An 18,384-nucleotide genomic window follows, 5' to 3' on the forward strand; every position below is an offset into this window, starting at 1 on the left:
GCGATTGCCGTGTCCCGCGGCCTTGGACGAAGCCGAGCACGACAAGACCAGGCCACCCCTCGTCGGCCCCGCGCTCGATCGGCCGGGATCGAGGACCGATCCGGGTGGCGTCCGGATCGGCCGAAGCCTCGGCTCAGCCGGTCCGCCTGCTCGGCCGGTCCTGGCGTGCCAGCCATTCCGTGATCACCCGGTTCGTTTCCTCGGGCCTCTCCTGCTGGATCCAATGGCCGCAGTCCAGGCTGACCACTTCCACGTCGGGGACAAACTCGGCCAGGTTCTCGGCCCTCGCGACCAGGTCCCGGTCTCCGTAGATCATGAGGGTGGGCTGGTGGATGATCGGGTCCGCGTCCGCCAGCAGGTGCCAGTTGCGGTCGAGGTTCCGGTACCAGTTGATGGTGCCGGTGAACCCGGAGGTTTCGAAGGCGGAGACGAGGACGGCCAGTTCGCCGTCACTCATGACGGGCTCTCCGCGTGGTGCTTCCGCTCTGGCGAGATCGATCAGCGCCATGCCCGGCCGGGGCTCCGCGGGGGGCTCGTTCTTCCGGTACAGGTTGCGGAGGAACTGGAAGGCGTTGTCGTCGAAGACGGCGTCCGCGACGCCCGGCTGCCGGTTGAAGTGGACGAAGTAGAAGTCGCCGCCGAGCACGGCTTCCATGGACTCGATCCAGGGCTTCTCTCCGCGCTCCTGGTACGGCAGGCTCAGGTTGATCACCTTGTTCACGCGGTCGGGGTGCAGGAGGGTCAGGCCCCAGACGACGAACGCGCCCCAGTCATGGCCGACGAAGGTGGCGTCTTCGTAGCCGTAGTGGTCGAGGAGCGCGACGAGGTCGCCCGACAGGTGTGCGATGTCGTAGTCCGTCACTTCGCCCGGGCGGGACGAGCGGCCGTAGCCCCGCTGGTTCGGGGCGATGACGTGGTAGCCGGCCGCGGCGAGGGCGGGCATCTGGTGACGCCAGGAGAAGGCGTGCTCCGGCCACCCGTGGCAGAGCACGATGGGCTTTCCCGCGTTCTCTCGGCCCGTTTCGAAGACTTCGAGTTCCACATCGTTGACCGGAATGAGAGTGGGTTCGGGGAAATCGCTTGAGGTCATGCCGCCATCCTGTCTGCCGGAACCGGTCACCTGTTGACCGGTTTGCGTGGGAGTTTTGTCGGCATGCGGACCGACCGGCTGGTGGCCATCCTCCTGTTGCTGCAACGGCGCGAGCAGGTGACGGCGGCGGAGGTCGCCCGGGAACTGGAGGTCTCCGAGCGCACCGCCCGCCGCGACCTCGACGCCCTGGCCATGGCCGGGGTGCCCGTGTACTCCACGCAAGGCCGAGGCGGGGGCTGGCGCCTGGTGGGCGGCGCCCGCACCGACCTGTCGGGGTTGACCGCGGGTGAGGCCCGCGCCCTGTTCCTGGTCGCCGGCCCGGCCTCGGCCGCGACACCGGCGGTGAAGGCGGCTCTGCGCAAGCTCGTCCACGCCCTGCCGGAGCCGTTCCGCGCGCAGGCCGAAGCGGCGGCGGCGTCACTCGTGACGGACCCGCGGCAATGGGGGGCGAACCGGGCCGAGCACCCACCGCCCCGCTTCCTCGACGCACTCCAGGACGCGGTGATCCGCGGCGTCCAGGTGCGGCTCGGCTACGTCGACGGCAGAGGCGCCGGAACGAGGAGAACCGTCCACCCGCTGGGCATCGTCGCCAAAGGCCCGGCCTGGTACCTCGTCGCCCGTACCGAGACCGGCCGACGGACCTTCCGGATCGACCGCGTGACGTCCGCCGACCCGACCGACGATCCGGTGGACCGGCCCGAGGACTTCGACCTCGCCGGGAGCTGGCGCGAGATGGCCGACGAGGTCGAACGCAGGCGGACGCCCCTGGAGATCCAGGCGCTCTGCACACCCCACGGCATCGGCATACTCCGGATCGGACTCGGCGATCGACTCGAAGTGGGAGGCACCACGACCGACGGCCGCGTCGAGGTCGTCATCCGCGGCCGCGACGAGTACACCCTCGCCGGTGAGCTCGCCGGGCTCGTCGAATGGCTCGAAGTGACCGGCCCTCCGAACGTGCGGGCCCACCTGGCCTCGATCGGCAACGCGCTCGTCGAACGCTACCGCTGAGCCCGAACGCTCCAACGTCCACTACCGCGAACACCCACTGACCTGGGACGAACCCGGGCTCACCGCTACCTGCGGCAGGCCAAGCACGACCGGCCGAGGCGGTCTGGATCGAGCACTCCCACTCGGTCGGCGAGGAGAACCGGGGCCGCTGGTTCCAGCGCGCGGTCCGTCTGCCCACCGAACACCTGGAGCGTCCACGGCCGCCGGAGCGGCACCGCACCGGCCGGGCCGCAGCCGTCGTCCAGCCGGCCGAGCCCGGAGCACCTCGACGGCCTGCTCTGCACCGCACGGATGCGGAGCCGCATCGACCCGATCCCCGTCGAGCAGTACCACCGAACCGGCCGCGCCAGGGACTACGAGCAGTAGCGGCGCGGCGCGAGGCCGCACGGCGGACCGCCGCACCCGGTCTCCACCGACGCGACCGCTGATCGGGTTCCACGGCGAGCTTTCCGCTCCGTGGAAGGCGGTGGCGGTCGAGCACCCGTCAGGCTGTTCCAACACGCCTGCACCCACGAGGCGCTGACTGTCCCTACACAAACGAACCAGAGCGCCGAAGAGCAGTCGACAAGCTGGTGGCAATCACCCCGACAAGACACGAACTCAGAACATCCTAATTTCCTTCAAATCACCCTAAAGAGTGCTTAACTCTCGTACCGGTCCGACATCCGTCGGCCGACCCAGGCGTGCGCGCACGTGGCTGTCGTCGTCACCTGTGACTGTGGATCACCACTCGTGGCATCGCCGCGCTCGTGCCCGTCTCCACGAGAACGGACGAGGTGATCCGAGGTGGGTTCGCAGAGGTGGCGGTCACAGGCCGCGCGTTCCGCATACGGAGGTGGGGGGCGCGGATTCCTGATATCCCGCCCCGGATGGATCGGATGGTTGTCGCTCTCCGTCGCGCTGGCACTGGTCCTGACGATGCTCAGCCTGACGACCGTTTCGTGGGCGAAGCCGGTGCATCAGATCACCGGCCGCTGGGTCGAGGGCACGCCGTCCGTGCTGTCGAGTGGCGACGTGGTGACGGCGGAGTGGCGGGTGAACGTCAACGACGACGCCGCCGCGCCGTCCAACGAACCGGTGGACAACGTCACCTTCCAGGTGACCCTGCAGCACGGCACGTTCGGCGCGATACCCGACGCCTGTCTGACCGCTGGCGTGACCCCACCTTCGTCGCTCTCGGCCGACAGGGCGACCCTGACCTGCAACGTCGGCACGCAGCAGCAGGGCACCGCCACCGTCGTCCAGACCGCCGTGGTGGCTGACGGCGAGACCGGCGACAAGGTCTCCGCGACCGGCACCATCGCCGGTGAGACCGCGGCCGTCCCGGAGATCCCGATCAAGAACGTCTTCGGGATGGACATGGTCTGGAACTCTCCGGCCAACACCTTCCAGGACGGCGGCAGCTACTTCGACCTCGACTTCGAATGGACGCTCAACCTGAACAAGGGCGGCGATCCCGGCCCGGACTCGGTCAGCTACATCCTGAAGGTCGCACCGTCCGCCGGTACCGTCCAGGCCGGCCCGAGCGCCTGCGCCCCGTTCAGCGCGGGCTGGGCGGCCGAGCACCCGTGGTCCGGCGGTTCGCACCCGGCCGATCAGACCGCCCCGTTCGTGGGCTCCTGCACGCTGACGCCGACCGGCAACGCCAACGAGTTCAAACTGACCCTGACCGGGATCGACTACTCACAGGCGCAGGTGCCCACGAAGGACTCGCTGGGCCAGGCACTGCCGACCGACCGGGTGGCGGTGGCCAGCGGATCGGTGTGGTTCCGGATCACCACCGCGACCGACAAGTCGCTCTCCGTCCAGCTCTCGGCCTCGGCCCCGACCTACACCTCGGTCAACGGCCAGACGGCCCAGGACGTCCCGTCGAACAACACCTCCAGCAAGGTCATCGAGGCCGGTGGCTTCAACCAGGCCTGGGGCCTGCGAACGGGCGGCTCCTGGCACGACGACAACTACCGGGTCTCGCCGGGCAGCAGGGTCCAGGGCATCGTCTCCACCCAGGCCGCCAAGCAGACCATGCCCGGTGGCACCAAGCTGGGCCTGTGTGACGTGATCGACACCAGGTACGTGACGTTCGAGGGCGTCTCGTGGAGCAGCACGCTGCTCTCGAAGCTGGCGTTCGAGTACTACGTCGGCAGCTCGCCCAGCCTGGACCCGAACTCGGGAAGCTACAACCCGGACGCGTTCAGCTGCGGGACGGGTGGCGACGACCTCGGGGCTCCTGGCTGGGTGGCCACCGCGCCGGCCGACCTGACCACGGTGAAGGCGGTGCGCGCCAACTTCCTGCGGTCCGACCTCGACCCGGCCCTCTCGGCCGTCTGGGCCACTGCCATCCTCCTGGACCTGCGGATCAAGGACGGCGTCCCCGCCGGGACCGATGTCTGGACCTGGGGCCAGTACCGCCAGGGCGGTGCCTGGTTCTCCAACACGTGGGCCCTGGTCAACACGCCCAACGCCCGCTACCCCGGCACCACCGGCAGCCGCGACATCCTGCGGATCGTCGCGGCGACTCCCTCGATCTCCAAGTCGAGCGACCGTGCGGTCGTCAAACCGGGCGAGCCGGCGACGTTCACGCTCACCTACTCCGCCAACGGCGGCAGCGGCGTTCCGCCGACGGTGGACGGCTACGAGATCGTGGACACGCTTCCCGTCGGGATGACGTACGTCGCCGGCTCGGCCGCCCCCGAGCCGGCCGTCACCACGTCCGGTGGGCAGCAGGTCCTGACCTGGACCCTCAACGGGGTCACCACCAACACGGAGCACGCCCTGACCTACCAGGCGGTGGTGACAGCCGGGGCGACGCCCGGCCAGTCGCTGAAGAACACCGCGGTGGCGTCGTACGGTGGCCAGGACTCGGCTGTTGCCACAGCCTCGGTGACGCTCTCGGCGACCGGTCTGACGACGATCGGGAAGAGTCCCGATGCGGCGTTCATTCCGAACGTCAACGGTGACGGCAAGGGTTCGGGTTCGTGGACGGTGACGTTGCGGTCGTACGACCCGGCGGTGCAGGCGTTCACGGACACGATCGATGTGCTGCCGTACGAGGGGGACGGGCGCGGGACGTCGTTCTCGGGCTCCTACAAGCTGGCCTCGGTGACGCCGGTGGCGGGCGCGAAGGTGTACTACACCACCGCCTCCCCCGGATCGCTGTCCGACGACCCGGGCGATCCGATGAACGGCAAGGCCGGTGACGTCACGGGCAACAGCGTGGGATGGACGGAGACGTTCACCCCGGACGCGACCGCGGTGCGCGTGATCGGTCCCGAGCTGGCCCCGGGCGCGCGCCAGCAGTTCAAGGTCGCCGTGGCCACGGACGGCGCGGTGGGCGGCGACAAGCTCGTCAACCGGGCCCAGGCCCGCGACGCCCACACCGAACTCGTGATGCGCACCTCGGCGCCGATCACGGTGGCGAACTACTACTCGGCCTCTTTGAAGAAGTACGTGCAGGGCAAGGACGGGCAGTGGCACGACGCCAACGAGGCGGCGGACTACCCGGTCTTCCGCTACGGCGACACGGTCAAGTACCGCATCGTGGTCACCAACACCGGCCAGGGCACGCTCACCAACGTGAAGGTCTCCGACGACAAGTTCCCGCAGGCGGGCGCGTTCACGGTCGCCTCGCTGGCCCCCGGGGCGAGCGAGTCGCACGAGTTCAGCACGGTGCTGGACACGTCGGTGTCGGGCACGTTCGTCAACACCGCCTCCGCGACGGCGGACACCCCGCCGGACTCGGGCGTGCCGCCGGTCATCCCGCCGGACCCGGCCGGGATCGAGGTGACCAACTACATGGTGACCAAGGTCGCCGACCCCGCCTCCGGCCAGTCCGTCGCCCCCGGCGACAAGGTCACCTACACGGTCAAGGTGAAGCAGCAGGGTTCGGCTCCGGCCCCGGCCACGCTGTCGGACGACCTGGCGAAGGTGCTCGACGACGCCACCTACAACGGCGACGTCAACGCGACGACCGGCACGGCGGCGGTGACGGGCGGCGTGCTGACGTGGAACGGCACCGTCCCGGTCGGCGGCGAGGCGACGATCACCTACTCGGTGACCGTCAAGGCGGGCGGGGACGCCCAGCTCGTCAACGCCGTCCTGTCACCCGGCTGCGCGGTGGCCGCCGACGGCAGCACCCCGGACTGCACCACCCAGCACGCGGTGGGCTGGTACACCTTCTCCAAGATCGCCGATCCCGAGTCGGGTTCGCCGGTGCGGGTCGGTGACAAGGTCACCTACACCGTCACCATCACCCAGAAGGGCGCCGCCGAGGTCAAGGGCGCCACGATCACGGACGACCTGTCCAAGGTCCTCGACGACGCCACCTACAACAGCGACATCAAGGCCTCCACGGGCACGGCGGAGGTCAAGGACGGCAAGCTCACCTGGACCGGCGACCTCCCCGCCGGCGCCACCGCCACCCTCACCTACTCCGTGACCGTGACCGGCCTCGGCGACGCCCGGCTGCACAACACCGTCACCACCACCGACGACAAGCGCGGCCACTGCGAGACCGAGAAGGGCTGCGAGACCGAGCACCTCTACGGCTCGTACACCTTCAGCAAGGTCTCCGATCCCGAGTCGGGTTCGACGGTGCAGGTCGGTGACAAGGTCACCTACACCGTCACCGTCACCCAGCACGGCAAGGCCGAGATCAAGAGCGCCACCGTCACCGACGACCTCTCCAAGGTCCTCGACGACGCCACCTACAACGACGACGTCAAGGCCAGCACCGGCACGACCGAGGTCAAGGACGGCAAGCTCGTCTGGACCGGCGACCTCCCGGCCGGCGGCACGGCGACGATCACCTACTCCGTGACCGTCACCGGTGGCGGCGACACCAAGCTCCACAACGTCGTCACCACCACCGACAAGCGCGGCACCTGCGACGAAGCCGCGGGCTGCAAGACCAACCACGTCTACGGCAACTACGTCTTCGCCAAGTCCTCCGACCCGAAGCCGGGTTCGACCGTCCAGTTCGGCGACAAGGTCACCTACACCGTCACCGTCACCCAGAAGGGCAACGGCCACGTCGTGGGCGCCACCATCACCGACGACCTCACGAAGGTCCTCGACGACGCCGTCTACAACGGTGACGCCAAGGCCTCCACGGGCGAGGTCTCGGTGACCGACGGCACCCTCGTCTGGAAGGGCGACCTCCCGATCAACGGCAAGGCCACCATCACCTACTCGGTCGCCGTGCACACCAACGGCGACGGCCGGCTGCACAACGTCGTCACCACCCCCGACGGCAAGCGCGGCAGCTGCGAGACCGAGAAGGGCTGCGAGACCGACCACACGGTACCGAAGGGGAACACCCCCCCGCCGACCACCGACACCCCGGCCCCCGGCAGCCCCGACCCCGCACCGCAGCCCTCCGGCGTCCTCGCCCGCACCGGCACCACCGTGCTCACCGCGGCCGCCATCGGCGGCACGCTGCTGATCCTCGGCGGACTCGCCCTCGCCCTCAGCAGGCGCCGCCGCAACAGCTGAGGACCCTGAGCAACCCACCCGACCACCAGCCGGCGCCCGCCGGACCCCACGGAGCCCATCCGTGGGGTCCGGCGGGCGCCGCACGTTCACCGACGTCGGTGACGGGGCTCCACTCGGGCCGGGAGTCGACGGCACGTGGTCTCAGTTCTGGTCTCATTCGCCCCCGTCCAACCCGGTTCAACGGCCGCCCGGCGATTCGCTCCGCCGCAGTTCGAATCCCGTATCCTCCGCCGGCAGAAGGCCCGGACCGCATCACGCGGTCCGGGCCTTCGTCGTCTCGTCCTGTGCCCGGGCGGCGCCTCGGCCTTGGCCCGGCACACCGGGTTGGACGGGATTCCTTCGCTCCGTGTCTGCCGCCGGGCCGGGTTCAGCCACCACCCCCGTCGCCGGGCACAGCCCCGGTGATGGCCTGCGTCTCCCGCTCGATGATCTCCTGCAGCGGCAGGCCGTCGCAGTTGCCGAGGACCACGCCGACCCAGCCGGTGTAGGGGTAGATGGTCCAGCTGGCGCTGACACCGGGGTTGCCACCGCCGCGCCCGTACACCCACTGGCCGTTGACGATACGGACCGGCATGCCGTAGGCCCCGAACGACGAACCGCGATGGGGGATCTTGGCGCCGGTGAGCACCTCGGCCCAGGGCCGGTCCAGCACCGTTCCGTCGCCCAGCGCACGCGCGAACCGGGCCAGATCCGGCGCGGTGGCGAAGCCGCCGTCCCCGGGGGCGTCGATGAAGCCGCGGCCGGGGTTCTTCCCGAGCACGTCCGGGTACGGGCTGCCCTGGTCCAGGTTGCGGATGGCGTCCACCTGGCTGCCGTCGGCCAGCGTCATGTACGGGTGCGCGATGTGCGCGTCGGTGAGCCACTGCGGCCTGGTGAAGAACGCCGAACCGGTCATGCCACAGCGCCCGAGGATGTTCTCCTGCACGTAGTCCCAGTACGTCCTGCCGCTCACGGCCTCCACGATCAACGCGGGGATGCCGACATCGGCGCCGGAGTGGACGGTGGGCGTGCCGGGGGCGGCCACCGGCACGGACCGCCGGACCCATTGCTCGTTGTACTCGCGCACCTCCTCCCGGCTCCGGAAGACGCGCTGCACGTCCTCATCCGGGGTGTGCAGACCGGAGGTGCCGGAGAGCAGGTGGTGGATGGTCACCCGCTCGGCGATGTCCTCGGCGAAGCCCTTCAGGTGGGCGCCCACCGTGTCCGACAGGCTCAGCTTGCCCTGCTGTGCCAGCTGCAGGACGGCCACCGCGCCGAAGGGCTTGCCCGCCGAGCTGAGGCTGAACGCGGTGCCCTCGTGATTGCGAATCCCCTTCTCCCTGTCGGCCATGCCGTAGCCGCGGGACAGCACCGTCCTGCCCCGGTGCGACAACAGCACCACGCCGGAGAACTTCCCCTCGGCGGCCAGCCTCGCCACGTACTGGTCGTAGGCTCCGCCGGGACGGGTGGCCGGCGGGATGTCGGAGTCGGTGGAGGCCTGGTCGGCGCGGCCGGGTCGGGCGCCCGCCGACGGCGCGCCGGCCGCCACCACGCCGGCGGCCGCCAACCCGCCCCACCCGAGCAGCCGCCGCCGATCGATACCGCGTGCGGAATCCGAGTCCATGATCACGGTCCCTTCCTGATCGATAGATCGACCTGTGCAGGTCTACCGGCGACCGTTCTCGGCAACCGATCACCCGCTCATGTGGTCCTCGCACCTCCACTGAAGACGGAAGGCTGTTGCGGCGGCGTACGCGACTTTCCATACATCCGCGACACCCCGGATCCGCGGCGTCAAGGAAGTCGAATCGTGACGAGGAGACCGCCGGTGGGGCGGGATGCGAGCTCGATGGTCCCGTCGTGCGCTCGGACGATGCTGTGCACGATGGCCAGCCCGAGGCCGACCCCGGCGTGGTCGTCGGTGCGTGTGCGTTCCGTTCCGCGTCGGAAGGGTTCGGTGAGGGTCTGCAGGAGTTCCGCCGGGACGACCCGGCCGCCCGTGTTCTCGACCCGCAGCACGCTCGCGTCGTGCTGCGATTCGGTGTGGACCGTTACGGTGCCGCCGGAGGGGAGGTTGTGGACGATGGCGTTCTGGACGAGGTTGGTCACCATCCGCAGGATGAGCGCCGCGGAACCGAGGGTCTGCGTCTTCTCACCGGTGACGTCCAGCGCGATCCGCCGCTTTTCGGCGAGGGGAAGCAGCGTTTCGGCGGCTTCTTCGGCGATGAGGGACAGGTCGACGGGCTCGCGGGTGAAGCTCTTGCGGTCGGCGCGGCCGAGCAGCAGGAGGGCCTCCGTGAGGTCGATCGCCCTCCGGTTGACGGTGTGGAGCCGTTCGATGAGTTCGCCTTGGTCCCGTGCGGGGTCGCTGCGGGCCAGGTCGATGAGTGTCTTCGAGATCGCCAGCGGGGTGCGCAGTTCGTGCGAGGCGTTCGCGGCGAATCGCTGCTGTTCGGTGACGTGGGATTCGAGCTGTTCGAGCATGAGGTCGAACACGTCCGCGAGTTCACGGAATTCGTCCCGGGGACCTCGCATCCGGACCCGGTGGGACAGTGACCCGTTCGCGGCCGTCCGTGCCGCGTCCGCGATCCGCGTGAGCGGTGCGAGCATCCGACCGGCGAGGATCCATCCTCCCAGGAGGCCGAAGACCAGCAGGAAGGCCAGTGCCACGGCCGCGGCGGGGGCGAACGTACGCACGAGGACGTAGCGGTTGGGCGCCACCCCGAGAAGCCCCCGGGAGCTGTCGGGTACGTAGCGCAGTAGGAACACCCACACCACGGCCAGCAGAAGAGCACCGGCGATGAGGAGGAATCCGGCGTAGCTGATGGTGAGCTTCAGTCGGGCGCTGAGCCCTGGGCGCCTATTCACGAGTGCTGCCGGGGTGAACGGTGTCCATCCCGGTGTCCGTCCCGGTATCCGTCCCGGTGTCGATTCGGTAGCCGACGCCGGGCACCGTGGCGATGAGCCATGGTTCGCCGAGCCGTTTGCGCAGGCCGGAAACGGTGATGCGGACGGCGTTGGTGAAGGGGTCGGTATTGGCGTCCCAGGCCCGCTCCAGGAGTTCCTCGGCGCCGACGACACCGCCCTCGGCGCCGACGAGGACTTCGAGCACGGCGAACTGCTTCCGGGTGAGCGCGACGTAGCGTCCGTCGCGGAAGACCTGCCGGCGGAAGGGGTCCAGCCGTAGGCCCGCGATCTCGCTGACCGGGGGTCGGACGTGCGCGCGTCTGCGGTCCAGCGCCCGCAGACGCATGACGAGCTCCCGGATCTCGAACGGTTTGGTGAGGTAGTCGTCGGCGCCGAGCCCGAACCCGGACGCCTTGTCGTCGATCCGGTCGGCAGCGGTGAGCATGAGGATCGGCATGCCGCTGCCGGAGGCGACGATCCGTCGGGCGATCTCGTCGCCGGAGGGGCCGGGGATGTCGCGGTCGAGGACCGCAAGGTCATAGGAGTTGACGCCGAGCAGTTCCAGAGCGGAGTTGCCGTCGCCGGCGACGTCGGCGGCGATCGCTTCCAGCCGGAGACCGTCCCGGACGGCTTCGGCCAGGTAGGGCTCGTCCTCCACGATCAGCACGCGCATACCTGGAGCCTAAGCAGCACGGTGTATCGCCGGCATATGCTTCTTCACCCGGCTCGGACTCAGCCCCGCCGCCGCCCGCCAGCCCGTTCCGCACCCCCGGCCACGGCTGTGGTCTCGGCTCCGGTGGTGGCGGCGGATCGAGCGGGCGCCGACGCGAGTCCGGGGGCGGCTCTCAGAATCCCGGCGGGCGGCGGAACCCTCCGATCACCTCCGCGAGGCACTGCACGAACCGGACCGCGGTGCGGTCGTGCAGGTAGGGCGCGATCACCTGGATGCCGACGGGAAGGCCGTCCCGGGTCGTCCCGACGGGTGCCACCGCCGCGGGCAGGTGGTTGAGCGACGACGGTGCCAGCCACGGGAGCATCTCGCGGTACGGCCGGTCGGCGCCGTTGACCCGCAGGGTCCGGACCGACCAGCCGGGGTCGGGTCGGTGGTCGTGGGGGAAGGCGGCCGTGGGGCTCACCGGGCAGATGAGCACGTCGACGTCGCGGAAGAACCCGGCCCAGCGGCGGCGGGAGTGCTGGCGGCGTTCGTCGAGGTCGTGCCAGTCGCGGAAGCGGAGCGTCAGGTCCGAGGCGAACCCGCCGGCGGCCCCTTCCGCCGCGGCGGCCTCGACCAGCCCGGCGTACGACTCGGCCGGCTCGACCAGCCCGCTCTGTGCCATCAGCAACGGCTGGTAGAGGGCCATCGTCTCTTCGAGCCCGACCGGCCCCTCGCCCTCGACCACGGTGGCGCCCTCGGCCCGCACCGCCTCCAGCGCGGCCCGCACGATCGCGGCCGGCTCGCTGTCGACGGGGCAGAACGGGTCGTCGAGCCAGGCCGCGACCCGGAAGTCCCGCAGGGTGCCCGACCTGGCGGGAGGCAGCTCCAGCCGCCATCCGGGGGCGCGGTCGTGGTCCGCTCCCGCGAGGACGTCCAGGCCCAGGTCGAGGTCGTCGGCGTGCCGGCCGAGCGGGCCGAGTACCGCCATGTCGAAGTCCGCCAGCGTGCCGGGGGCATGTCCCGAGACGCTCCCGTACCTCGGCACGATCCCGAAGGACGGGCGCAGCCCGTAGACGCCGCAGAAGTGTGCGGGCACCCGGATCGAGCCCGCCGTGTCGCCGCCGAGTTCCAGGCCGGTCAGCCCTGCGGCGAGTGCCGCGGCGGACCCGCCGGACGAACCGCCGGGTCCGCGGGTCGGGTCCCACGGGTTGCTGGTGGTCCCGTAGACCTCGTTGCAGGTCTGCCAGTCCCGGGCGTCGGGCGGCATGTTGGACTTGCCGAAGACGACCGCTCCCGCGTTCCTGAGCCGTGCGACCGACTCGGCGTCGCTCGTCGAGACGTGGTGTCCCCAGCGGGTCGACCCTCCGGTGGTCCGCATGCCCGCGACTTCGAGACTGTCCTTGATGGTCACCGGGACGCCGTGCAGGCGGCCGAGCGGCTCGCCTCGGGAGACCGCGCGGTCCGCCGCCAGCGCTGCGGTCCTCGCGCCCTCCTCGTCCCGGGCGACGATGGCGTTCACCTTCGGATCGAGCCGCTCCACCCGGGCGAGGTAGTGGTCGAGCAACTCGATGCTCGACACCTCTTTCGCCGCGATCGCGGCAGCGAGCTGACCTGCGGAGCGGAATGCCAGATCGGTCATGCAGTTCTCCAGGGGAGGTCAGACCCGCGGCGGCCACAGCGCGGTGGCCGACGCAAAATCCCAGTTCAGGGCGGGTCTGAGCCGACCCTAGCGGACGTGGGGGACCATGTCGGGGCGTGTCCTTCATCACATTCGGCAGCGGCTGCGTCCGGTTCTCCGGGCCCCAGGGGGAAGCCCGCACCGGTGTCAGCCGATGCCAGCCGGCGTCAGCCGATGTCACGCGGGAGTGCCGCCCCGCCCCGGGAAGGCGTGCCGCCGGCCGGCGAGGGTGGTGGCCAGGGCGGCGGCGAGGAGGACGAGGGCGGACCAGGGCAGCGCGGTCGGGCCGGAGTGGTCGAGGAGGAGGCCGCCGGCCAGGCCGCCGGCGGCGATGCCGAGGTTCCAGCAGGTGACGAGCAGCGACTGGGCGATGTCGCCGCCCGGTCCGGCCGCGTCGGCGACGGCGGTCTGGAGGAGGGTGGCGGCGCCGCCGAAGCCGAGGCCCCAGAGCGCGGCGGCGGCGTAGGCGGGCCAGCCGGTCGGACCGAGCAGGGCGGCGGCGAGGAGCAGGGCCGCGGCGGCGAGGAGGACGGAGGCGGCGACGGTCAGGGGGCGCAGGTGGCGGTCGATCAGGACGCCGGTGCCGAGGATGCTCAGCAGTGAGGACAGTCCGATGACGAGCAGGACGGTGTCCGTCCGGCCGTCCAGCCCCAGGGGTGCGAGCAGCGCGGCGACGTACGTGTAGAGGACGTTGTGAGCGAGCACGAAGGTCGCCGTGACGGCGAGGACGGCGGCCACGCCCGGCGTCCGCAGCACCTGGCGGACGGGGGTGCGGGCCTGGTCGCTCAGGCCGGGCGGTTCCGGGAGCGCGAGCAGCATCCAGCCGGTCAGCGCCACGGCGATCACGCTCATCAGCCCGAAGGTGAACCGCCAGCCCACCAGCCCGGCCAGCAGGGTGCCGGCGGGTACGCCGACCGACAGGGCGACCGTCGAGCCGGCCATGGCGACGGCCATCGCCCGCCCGCGCTGCTCCGGTGCGACGATGCTCCGGGCGTACCCGGCCAGCAGCGCCCAGAGCAGTCCGGCGACCAGGCCGGCCGCGAACCGGGCGGCCATGGTGAGCGGGTAGTTCGACGAGACGGCGGTGACGGCGTTGGCCGCGGCGAAGCCTCCGACGGCGACCAGCAGCAGGCGCTTGCGCGGCAGGTGCCGGGTGGCGGCGGTCAGCGGGATGGCGGCCGCGATGGAGCCGGCCGCGTAGAGCGTGACGGACTGCCCGGCGGCGGACTGGCCGACGCCGAGGTCGGCGCTCATCGCGGGCAGCACTCCGGCGGGCAGGGCCTCGGTCATGATCGTGACGAAGCCGCCGGTGCTCATGGCCAGCAGCGCGGGCCAGGGCAGCTTCGGGCCGGGGGCCGCCGGCGCGGCGGGGGCGCGGAGTTCGGGAGTGGGCATGGGCCCGATCGTCTATCGTTGACATCCGTGTCAAGGTCCAGCCGGGGAGGCACCGGCCCGGGGTGAGGGTGGTCACACATGCGCATCGGCGAACTCGCCCGGCGGGCGGAGACCACTCCGCGCATGCTGCGCTACTACGAGAAGCAGGGGTTGCTCACGCCGCGCCGCGAGGCGAACGGCTACCGCGCGTACGACGAGTACCTCGTGGACCGGGTGCTTCAGATCCGCGGGCTGCTGGACGCGGGGCTGCCGACCCGGATCATCAAGCAGGTCCTGCCCTGCCTGGGCACGCCGCGGACGATCCACTTCGCCGACGCCACCGCGGAGATGCTCGCCACCCTGGAGTCCGAGACGGACCGGATGAGCCGCCGGATCCTGTGCCTGACGCGCAACCGGGACGCCATTCTGGAGTACCTGGGCGTGGTCAAGGGCCTCTCCCGATCCGCCGAGGAGCCGCCGAGCGTCCACCGCTCGAACTCCGCCGCTTGACCTTGCCACGGGTGTCATGGTTGGACGCTGTCGCCATGACCGACACGAACGTCACGAACGACGCGAACGACACGTACGACATGAATGACACGCACGACACGACCGGCTCCGGGATCCGTCACACCGCCTTCGGCGACGGCACCCCGATCGTCCTGATCCACGGCTACACCGTCGACCACCGCGTCCTGCTCCCGCTGGAGGCCGCCTTCGCCGACCGCCCGGGCTGGCGGCGCCTCTACCTCGACCTCCCCGGCCACGGCGCCAGCCCCCGGCTGCCGGGCACCACCTCGGCGGCCGCCCTGACGGAGGCCGTCGGCGGATGGATCGAGGACCAGGTCGGCCGGCAGCCCTTCGCCGTCGTCGGGCAGTCCTTCGGCGGCCAGCTGGCCCGGGCGGTGACCGCACGGTTCGGCGAGCAGGTGCTGGGCTCGGCGCTGCTGGTGCCGGTGGTGCGCTGGGGCGCCGAGCGGACCCTGCCCGAGGAGTCCGTGGTCGAGCGCGACGACGACCTCCTCGCCCGCCTCCCGGACGCCGACCGCGAGCTGTTCCGGTACGTCATGGCCCGTCACACCGAGCCGAGTCGGGAGCTCTTCGAGCGGTACGTCCGGCCCGGCTGGCAGGCGCACGACCGGGCGGCCGCCGCCGAGCTCGAAGCCGACTTCCTGCTGCCGCACTGGCCGGAGCACCGGGCGCCGCAGCACCACGGCCACCACCTGCTGGTCACCACCCGGCAGGACGCCCTGGTCGGCTGGCGCGACCAGCTGGCCCTGCTCGACCACTACCCCCGGATGGCCGCCACCGTCCTCGACGGCGCCGGCCACAACCCCCAGATCGAGGCCGCCGAGGCCGTCCGCACCCCGTTCGGCCACTGGCTCGACCGGCTCGCGGACGGACTCGGGCACGCCGGCGCGTAGGCGGGGAGACGTCGACGGCCCCGCGACCGGTCATGCCGATCGCGGGGCCGTTCACCGCTGTCACCGGAGCCGGGGGCGGGGCCGGGGCCGCGGCCGGAGGCCGATCCGGGTGAACGCTGGGTGCTGGAGCGGGGGTCGCTGGTCCGCGGCCGGTACTCGTACCGGCCCGCCCGGTGCCGTGTAGCTGCCGGCGGCGCAGATGGCGGGATGCGGCCAGGCACGAGGACAACCACGTCGCCTCGGTCCGGTCGATGATCGGGCCGCTGACGGTGATCATCCCGTCCAGAGCCTCACCGACGCGTATCGAGTTGTCGCCGACGTGAAGCAGCTGCCCCGATGGTCCGGAACGGCCCGGCCGCGGCTCGTATCGGCCCCCAGTACAGGACCATGCGGCAGGTCGGAGGCCCGGCCCCCGGGGTGGGGCCGGGCCTCCGTGGGCGTCCGGGGCAGGCGGACGCCCGGTCAGGGGGTGGGTGGGGTGGGTCAGGGGATGAGGGCGTGGGTCGGGGGCGGGGTGGGGGCGGTGGGGGCGGGGGTGTGGTGGGGGGTGGGGCGGAGGGGCCACCAGAGGGCGCGGCCGAGGAGGGTGGCCAGGGCCGGGACCAGGGCGAGGGAGAGGACGACCGCGGAGAGGAGGATGCCGAGCGTCAGCGCGAAGGCGGTCTGTTCGGTGCCGGGGGTGGTGGCGAGGGTGGCGAAGGAGCCGGCCAGGACCAGGCCGGCGGTGGCGACGGCGGGCGTGGTGTGGCGGACGGCGCGGGCCACGGCGGCGCGGGCCGGGCCGGGCTGGTGCATCTCCTCGCGGATCCGGTCGGTGATGAGGATGTTGTAGTCGGTGCCCAGCGCGACGACGAACAGGAACAGCACCAGGGGGAGGGTGAAGTTGACGCCGGGCTCGTCCAGCACGTGCTGGAACAGCAGGGTCGCAGCGCCGAGGGTGGCGGCGAAGCCGAGGCCGACGGCGAGCATCAGCACCACCGGGGCGAGCAGGCTGCGCAGCAGGAGCAGCAGGATCAGGGCGATGAGGGCGGCGGCGACCGGGAAGACGATCGCCAGGTCGTGGTCGACGGCGACGGAGACGTCGGCGAAGATCGCCGCCGCACCGCCGACGTGGGCGCTGGTCCCGGCGGGCGTGTGGGCGGCGACGGTGGCGCGGACCGGGCCGGAGGCCAGCTCGCGGGCCCGTGCGCTCTGCGGGTCGACGGTGAGGAAGAGGTCGATCCGGGCGGCGCGGCGGTTCTCGTTCAGGACGGTACCGCCGACCTGGCCGACGCCCTCGGTCTTGGCGAGGGCGCGGGAGAGGCCGTCGAGCCGGGCGGGGTCGAGGGCGCCGCCGTCGTTCGCGGTGACGTAGACGGTGGTCGGGTCGGACACGCCGGCCGGCAGGGCGCGGGCGATCTCCTTGGCGGTGGCCGCGGCCGCCGTCCCGGAGTCGCCGCCCTGGCCGTAGTCCATCTTGATCCCGGTCATCCCGGCGGCGAGCGCGGCGAGCAGTGCGACGGAGCCGAGCAGCAGGACCACCGGGCGACGGGCGACGAAGGCGCCGTAGCGGGCGGCCGCGCCCGGGCGCGGCTCCCGGTCCAGGCTGCGGGAGGGCCAGAACATCTTGCGCCCGCAGGCGGCGAGCAGGGCCGGCATCAGGGTGAGGCTGCCGAGCAGCATGATCAGGACGGCGACGGCGATCGCCGGTCCGAGCGCGCGGAACTGCCCGAAGCTCGCCACGCCCAGGGTGGCGAAGGCGGCCACGATGGTCAGCGCGGCCGAGGTGATCGCGGTGCCGACCCGGCCGGAGACCTCGGCGGCCGCCTCGCGGGCGGGCTGGTCGGGCCGGGCGCGCAGGTGCTCGCGGAACCGGAAGAGCAGGAACAGCAGGTAGTCGACGCCGATGCCGAGCAGCACCACGGAGATCAGGCCCGGGGTGGAGACGTCCAGCCGCAGACCGGTGAGCATCGCGGCGCCGGCCACCGCTCCGGCGGCCACGCCGCCGATCAGGGCGACCGCGAGCAGCGGCAGCACGGCGGCGAGCACGCTGCGGAACACCAGCACGTTGAGCAGGACGATCAGCACGGTGACCAGGCTGCTGCCGATCAGCGCGGCGACCCGGTTGTCGTCCGCGGTGTCGGCGGCCTCGGCCAGTCCGCCGGTGAACCCGGTACGCATCCCGGCGGCGTCGAACTGGGCGCGGGCGGAGTCCCGGAAGGTCCGGTAGACCTCCTGGACACCCTCGTCCACGGCGCTGCCGGTCAGTTCGACGGAGAGCAGCTCGAAGCTCCGGTCGGGCGCCGTCATCGCCGGGGCGACCCGGGGGGTCTGCGAGCGGTCGGGCTTGAGGAACGCCGGCTCGTCCTCGTTCCTCGGCATGGTGACGCGGCGCTTGCCGAGCTCCACCGCCGCGGCCCCGATCCGCCGCTGGTCGTCGTCGGTGAGCGCCTTGCCGTCGCTCCGGGCGACCAGCACCGTGACCGTGGTGGCGTCGGGCTTCACCCCGAACTCCTCCTCGGCGATCCGCAGGGCGGCGGCCGAGTCGTAGCTCTTGGGCAGGAAGTCACCGGTCTGGGACTGGGTGACCCGGCCGAGCAGCGTCGGGCTCAGCGCACCCAGTGCCAGTCCCAGCACCGCCCAGAGGGCGATGACCTTCCAGGCGTGTCTGGTGGAGAATCCGGTCAGTGCGCGGATCACGGTGCCCTCCGGGTGACGGACGCGGGCGTCGTGCTGGACGCGGGCGTCGGGCTGGTCGCCGGGGGTTCCCGGCAGGTTTCCAGACCATCAGGCGAAA

The 18,384-nt window shown here is 71.6% G+C and carries 11 protein-coding genes; 4 read left to right on the forward strand and 7 right to left on the reverse strand.

The genetic code is table 11. The features are described from left to right. Window positions 1-133: 133 nt before the first annotated feature. Window positions 134-1,090: an alpha/beta fold hydrolase gene (locus tag ACFVFS_RS15485; RefSeq protein WP_380624345.1), complete on the reverse strand. Its 957-nt coding sequence runs from the start codon at window positions 1,088-1,090 to the stop codon at window positions 134-136. Between the two features lie 63 nt (window positions 1,091-1,153). Between ACFVFS_RS15485 and ACFVFS_RS15490 the strand changes: the two genes are divergently transcribed. Then, window positions 1,154-2,101 carry a helix-turn-helix transcriptional regulator gene (locus tag ACFVFS_RS15490; RefSeq protein WP_380624347.1) on the forward strand — a complete coding sequence of 316 codons (948 nt, stop codon included), beginning with the start codon at window positions 1,154-1,156 and terminating at the stop codon, window positions 2,099-2,101. Window positions 2,102-2,983: 882 nt separating this feature from the next. Beyond that, window positions 2,984-7,591, forward strand: a complete 4,608-nt coding sequence (locus ACFVFS_RS15495) for a hypothetical protein (protein WP_380624240.1) — start codon at window positions 2,984-2,986, stop codon at window positions 7,589-7,591. Between the two features lie 367 nt (window positions 7,592-7,958). Here the strand turns inward: ACFVFS_RS15495 and ACFVFS_RS15500 are convergent, their stop codons facing one another. From ACFVFS_RS15500 to ACFVFS_RS15520, 5 genes are all read right to left on the reverse strand, one after another. Then, on the reverse strand, window positions 7,959-9,194 hold the full coding sequence (locus ACFVFS_RS15500; protein WP_380624242.1) for a serine hydrolase domain-containing protein: 1,236 nt from the start codon (window positions 9,192-9,194) through the stop codon (window positions 7,959-7,961). Between the two features lie 170 nt (window positions 9,195-9,364). Next, window positions 9,365-10,438: a sensor histidine kinase gene (locus tag ACFVFS_RS15505; RefSeq protein WP_380624244.1), complete on the reverse strand. Its 1,074-nt coding sequence runs from the start codon at window positions 10,436-10,438 to the stop codon at window positions 9,365-9,367. Continuing rightward, window positions 10,431-11,150: a response regulator transcription factor gene (locus tag ACFVFS_RS15510; protein WP_380624246.1), complete on the reverse strand. Its 720-nt coding sequence runs from the start codon at window positions 11,148-11,150 to the stop codon at window positions 10,431-10,433. The genes ACFVFS_RS15505 and ACFVFS_RS15510 overlap by 8 nt, the downstream gene beginning before the upstream one ends. A gap of 172 nt (window positions 11,151-11,322) precedes the next feature. Further along, window positions 11,323-12,771, reverse strand: coding sequence for an amidase (locus ACFVFS_RS15515; protein WP_380624248.1), 1,449 nt, complete (start codon window positions 12,769-12,771; stop codon window positions 11,323-11,325). A 216-nt stretch (window positions 12,772-12,987) separates the two neighbouring features. Beyond that, entirely contained in the window at window positions 12,988-14,205 is a 1,218-nt protein-coding gene (locus ACFVFS_RS15520; protein WP_380624250.1) for an MFS transporter, read from the reverse strand. A 78-nt stretch (window positions 14,206-14,283) separates the two neighbouring features. Between ACFVFS_RS15520 and ACFVFS_RS15525 the strand changes: the two genes are divergently transcribed. Continuing rightward, window positions 14,284-14,694 (forward strand): MerR family transcriptional regulator, encoded by a 411-nt coding sequence (locus tag ACFVFS_RS15525; protein WP_380624252.1) that lies wholly within the window; start codon window positions 14,284-14,286, stop codon window positions 14,692-14,694. Window positions 14,695-14,729: 35 nt separating this feature from the next. Next, window positions 14,730-15,608 (forward strand): alpha/beta fold hydrolase, encoded by an 879-nt coding sequence (locus ACFVFS_RS15530; RefSeq protein ID WP_380624254.1) that lies wholly within the window; start codon window positions 14,730-14,732, stop codon window positions 15,606-15,608. A gap of 483 nt (window positions 15,609-16,091) precedes the next feature. On the opposite strand, the gene ACFVFS_RS15535 is transcribed toward ACFVFS_RS15530, so the two are convergent. Then, complete coding sequence (locus tag ACFVFS_RS15535; RefSeq protein ID WP_380624256.1) at window positions 16,092-18,287, reverse strand: MMPL family transporter; 2,196 nt, start codon at window positions 18,285-18,287, stop codon at window positions 16,092-16,094. Between the last annotated feature and the right edge of the window lie 97 nt (window positions 18,288-18,384).

Origin of the sequence: Kitasatospora sp. NPDC057692 (assembly GCF_042799475.1) — a bacterium.
GTDB lineage: Bacteria > Actinomycetota > Actinomycetes > Streptomycetales > Streptomycetaceae > Kitasatospora.

What these genes read in the sequence shown, in the direction of transcription:
- ACFVFS_RS15485 (WP_380624345.1), bottom strand. Translation starts at nt 1,090, where the DNA reads ATGACCTCAAGCGATTTCCCCGAACCCACTCTCATTCCGGTCAACGAT.
- ACFVFS_RS15525 (WP_380624252.1), top strand. Translation starts at nt 14,284, where the DNA reads ATGCGCATCGGCGAACTCGCCCGGCGGGCGGAGACCACTCCGCGCATG.
- ACFVFS_RS15520 (WP_380624250.1), bottom strand. Translation starts at nt 14,205, where the DNA reads ATGCCCACTCCCGAACTCCGCGCCCCCGCCGCGCCGGCGGCCCCCGGC.
- ACFVFS_RS15500 (WP_380624242.1), bottom strand. Translation starts at nt 9,194, where the DNA reads ATGGACTCGGATTCCGCACGCGGTATCGATCGGCGGCGGCTGCTCGGG.
- ACFVFS_RS15515 (WP_380624248.1), bottom strand. Translation starts at nt 12,771, where the DNA reads ATGACCGATCTGGCATTCCGCTCCGCAGGTCAGCTCGCTGCCGCGATC.
- ACFVFS_RS15510 (WP_380624246.1), bottom strand. Translation starts at nt 11,150, where the DNA reads ATGCGCGTGCTGATCGTGGAGGACGAGCCCTACCTGGCCGAAGCCGTC.
- ACFVFS_RS15530 (WP_380624254.1), top strand. Translation starts at nt 14,730, where the DNA reads ATGACCGACACGAACGTCACGAACGACGCGAACGACACGTACGACATG.
- ACFVFS_RS15490 (WP_380624347.1), top strand. Translation starts at nt 1,154, where the DNA reads ATGCGGACCGACCGGCTGGTGGCCATCCTCCTGTTGCTGCAACGGCGC.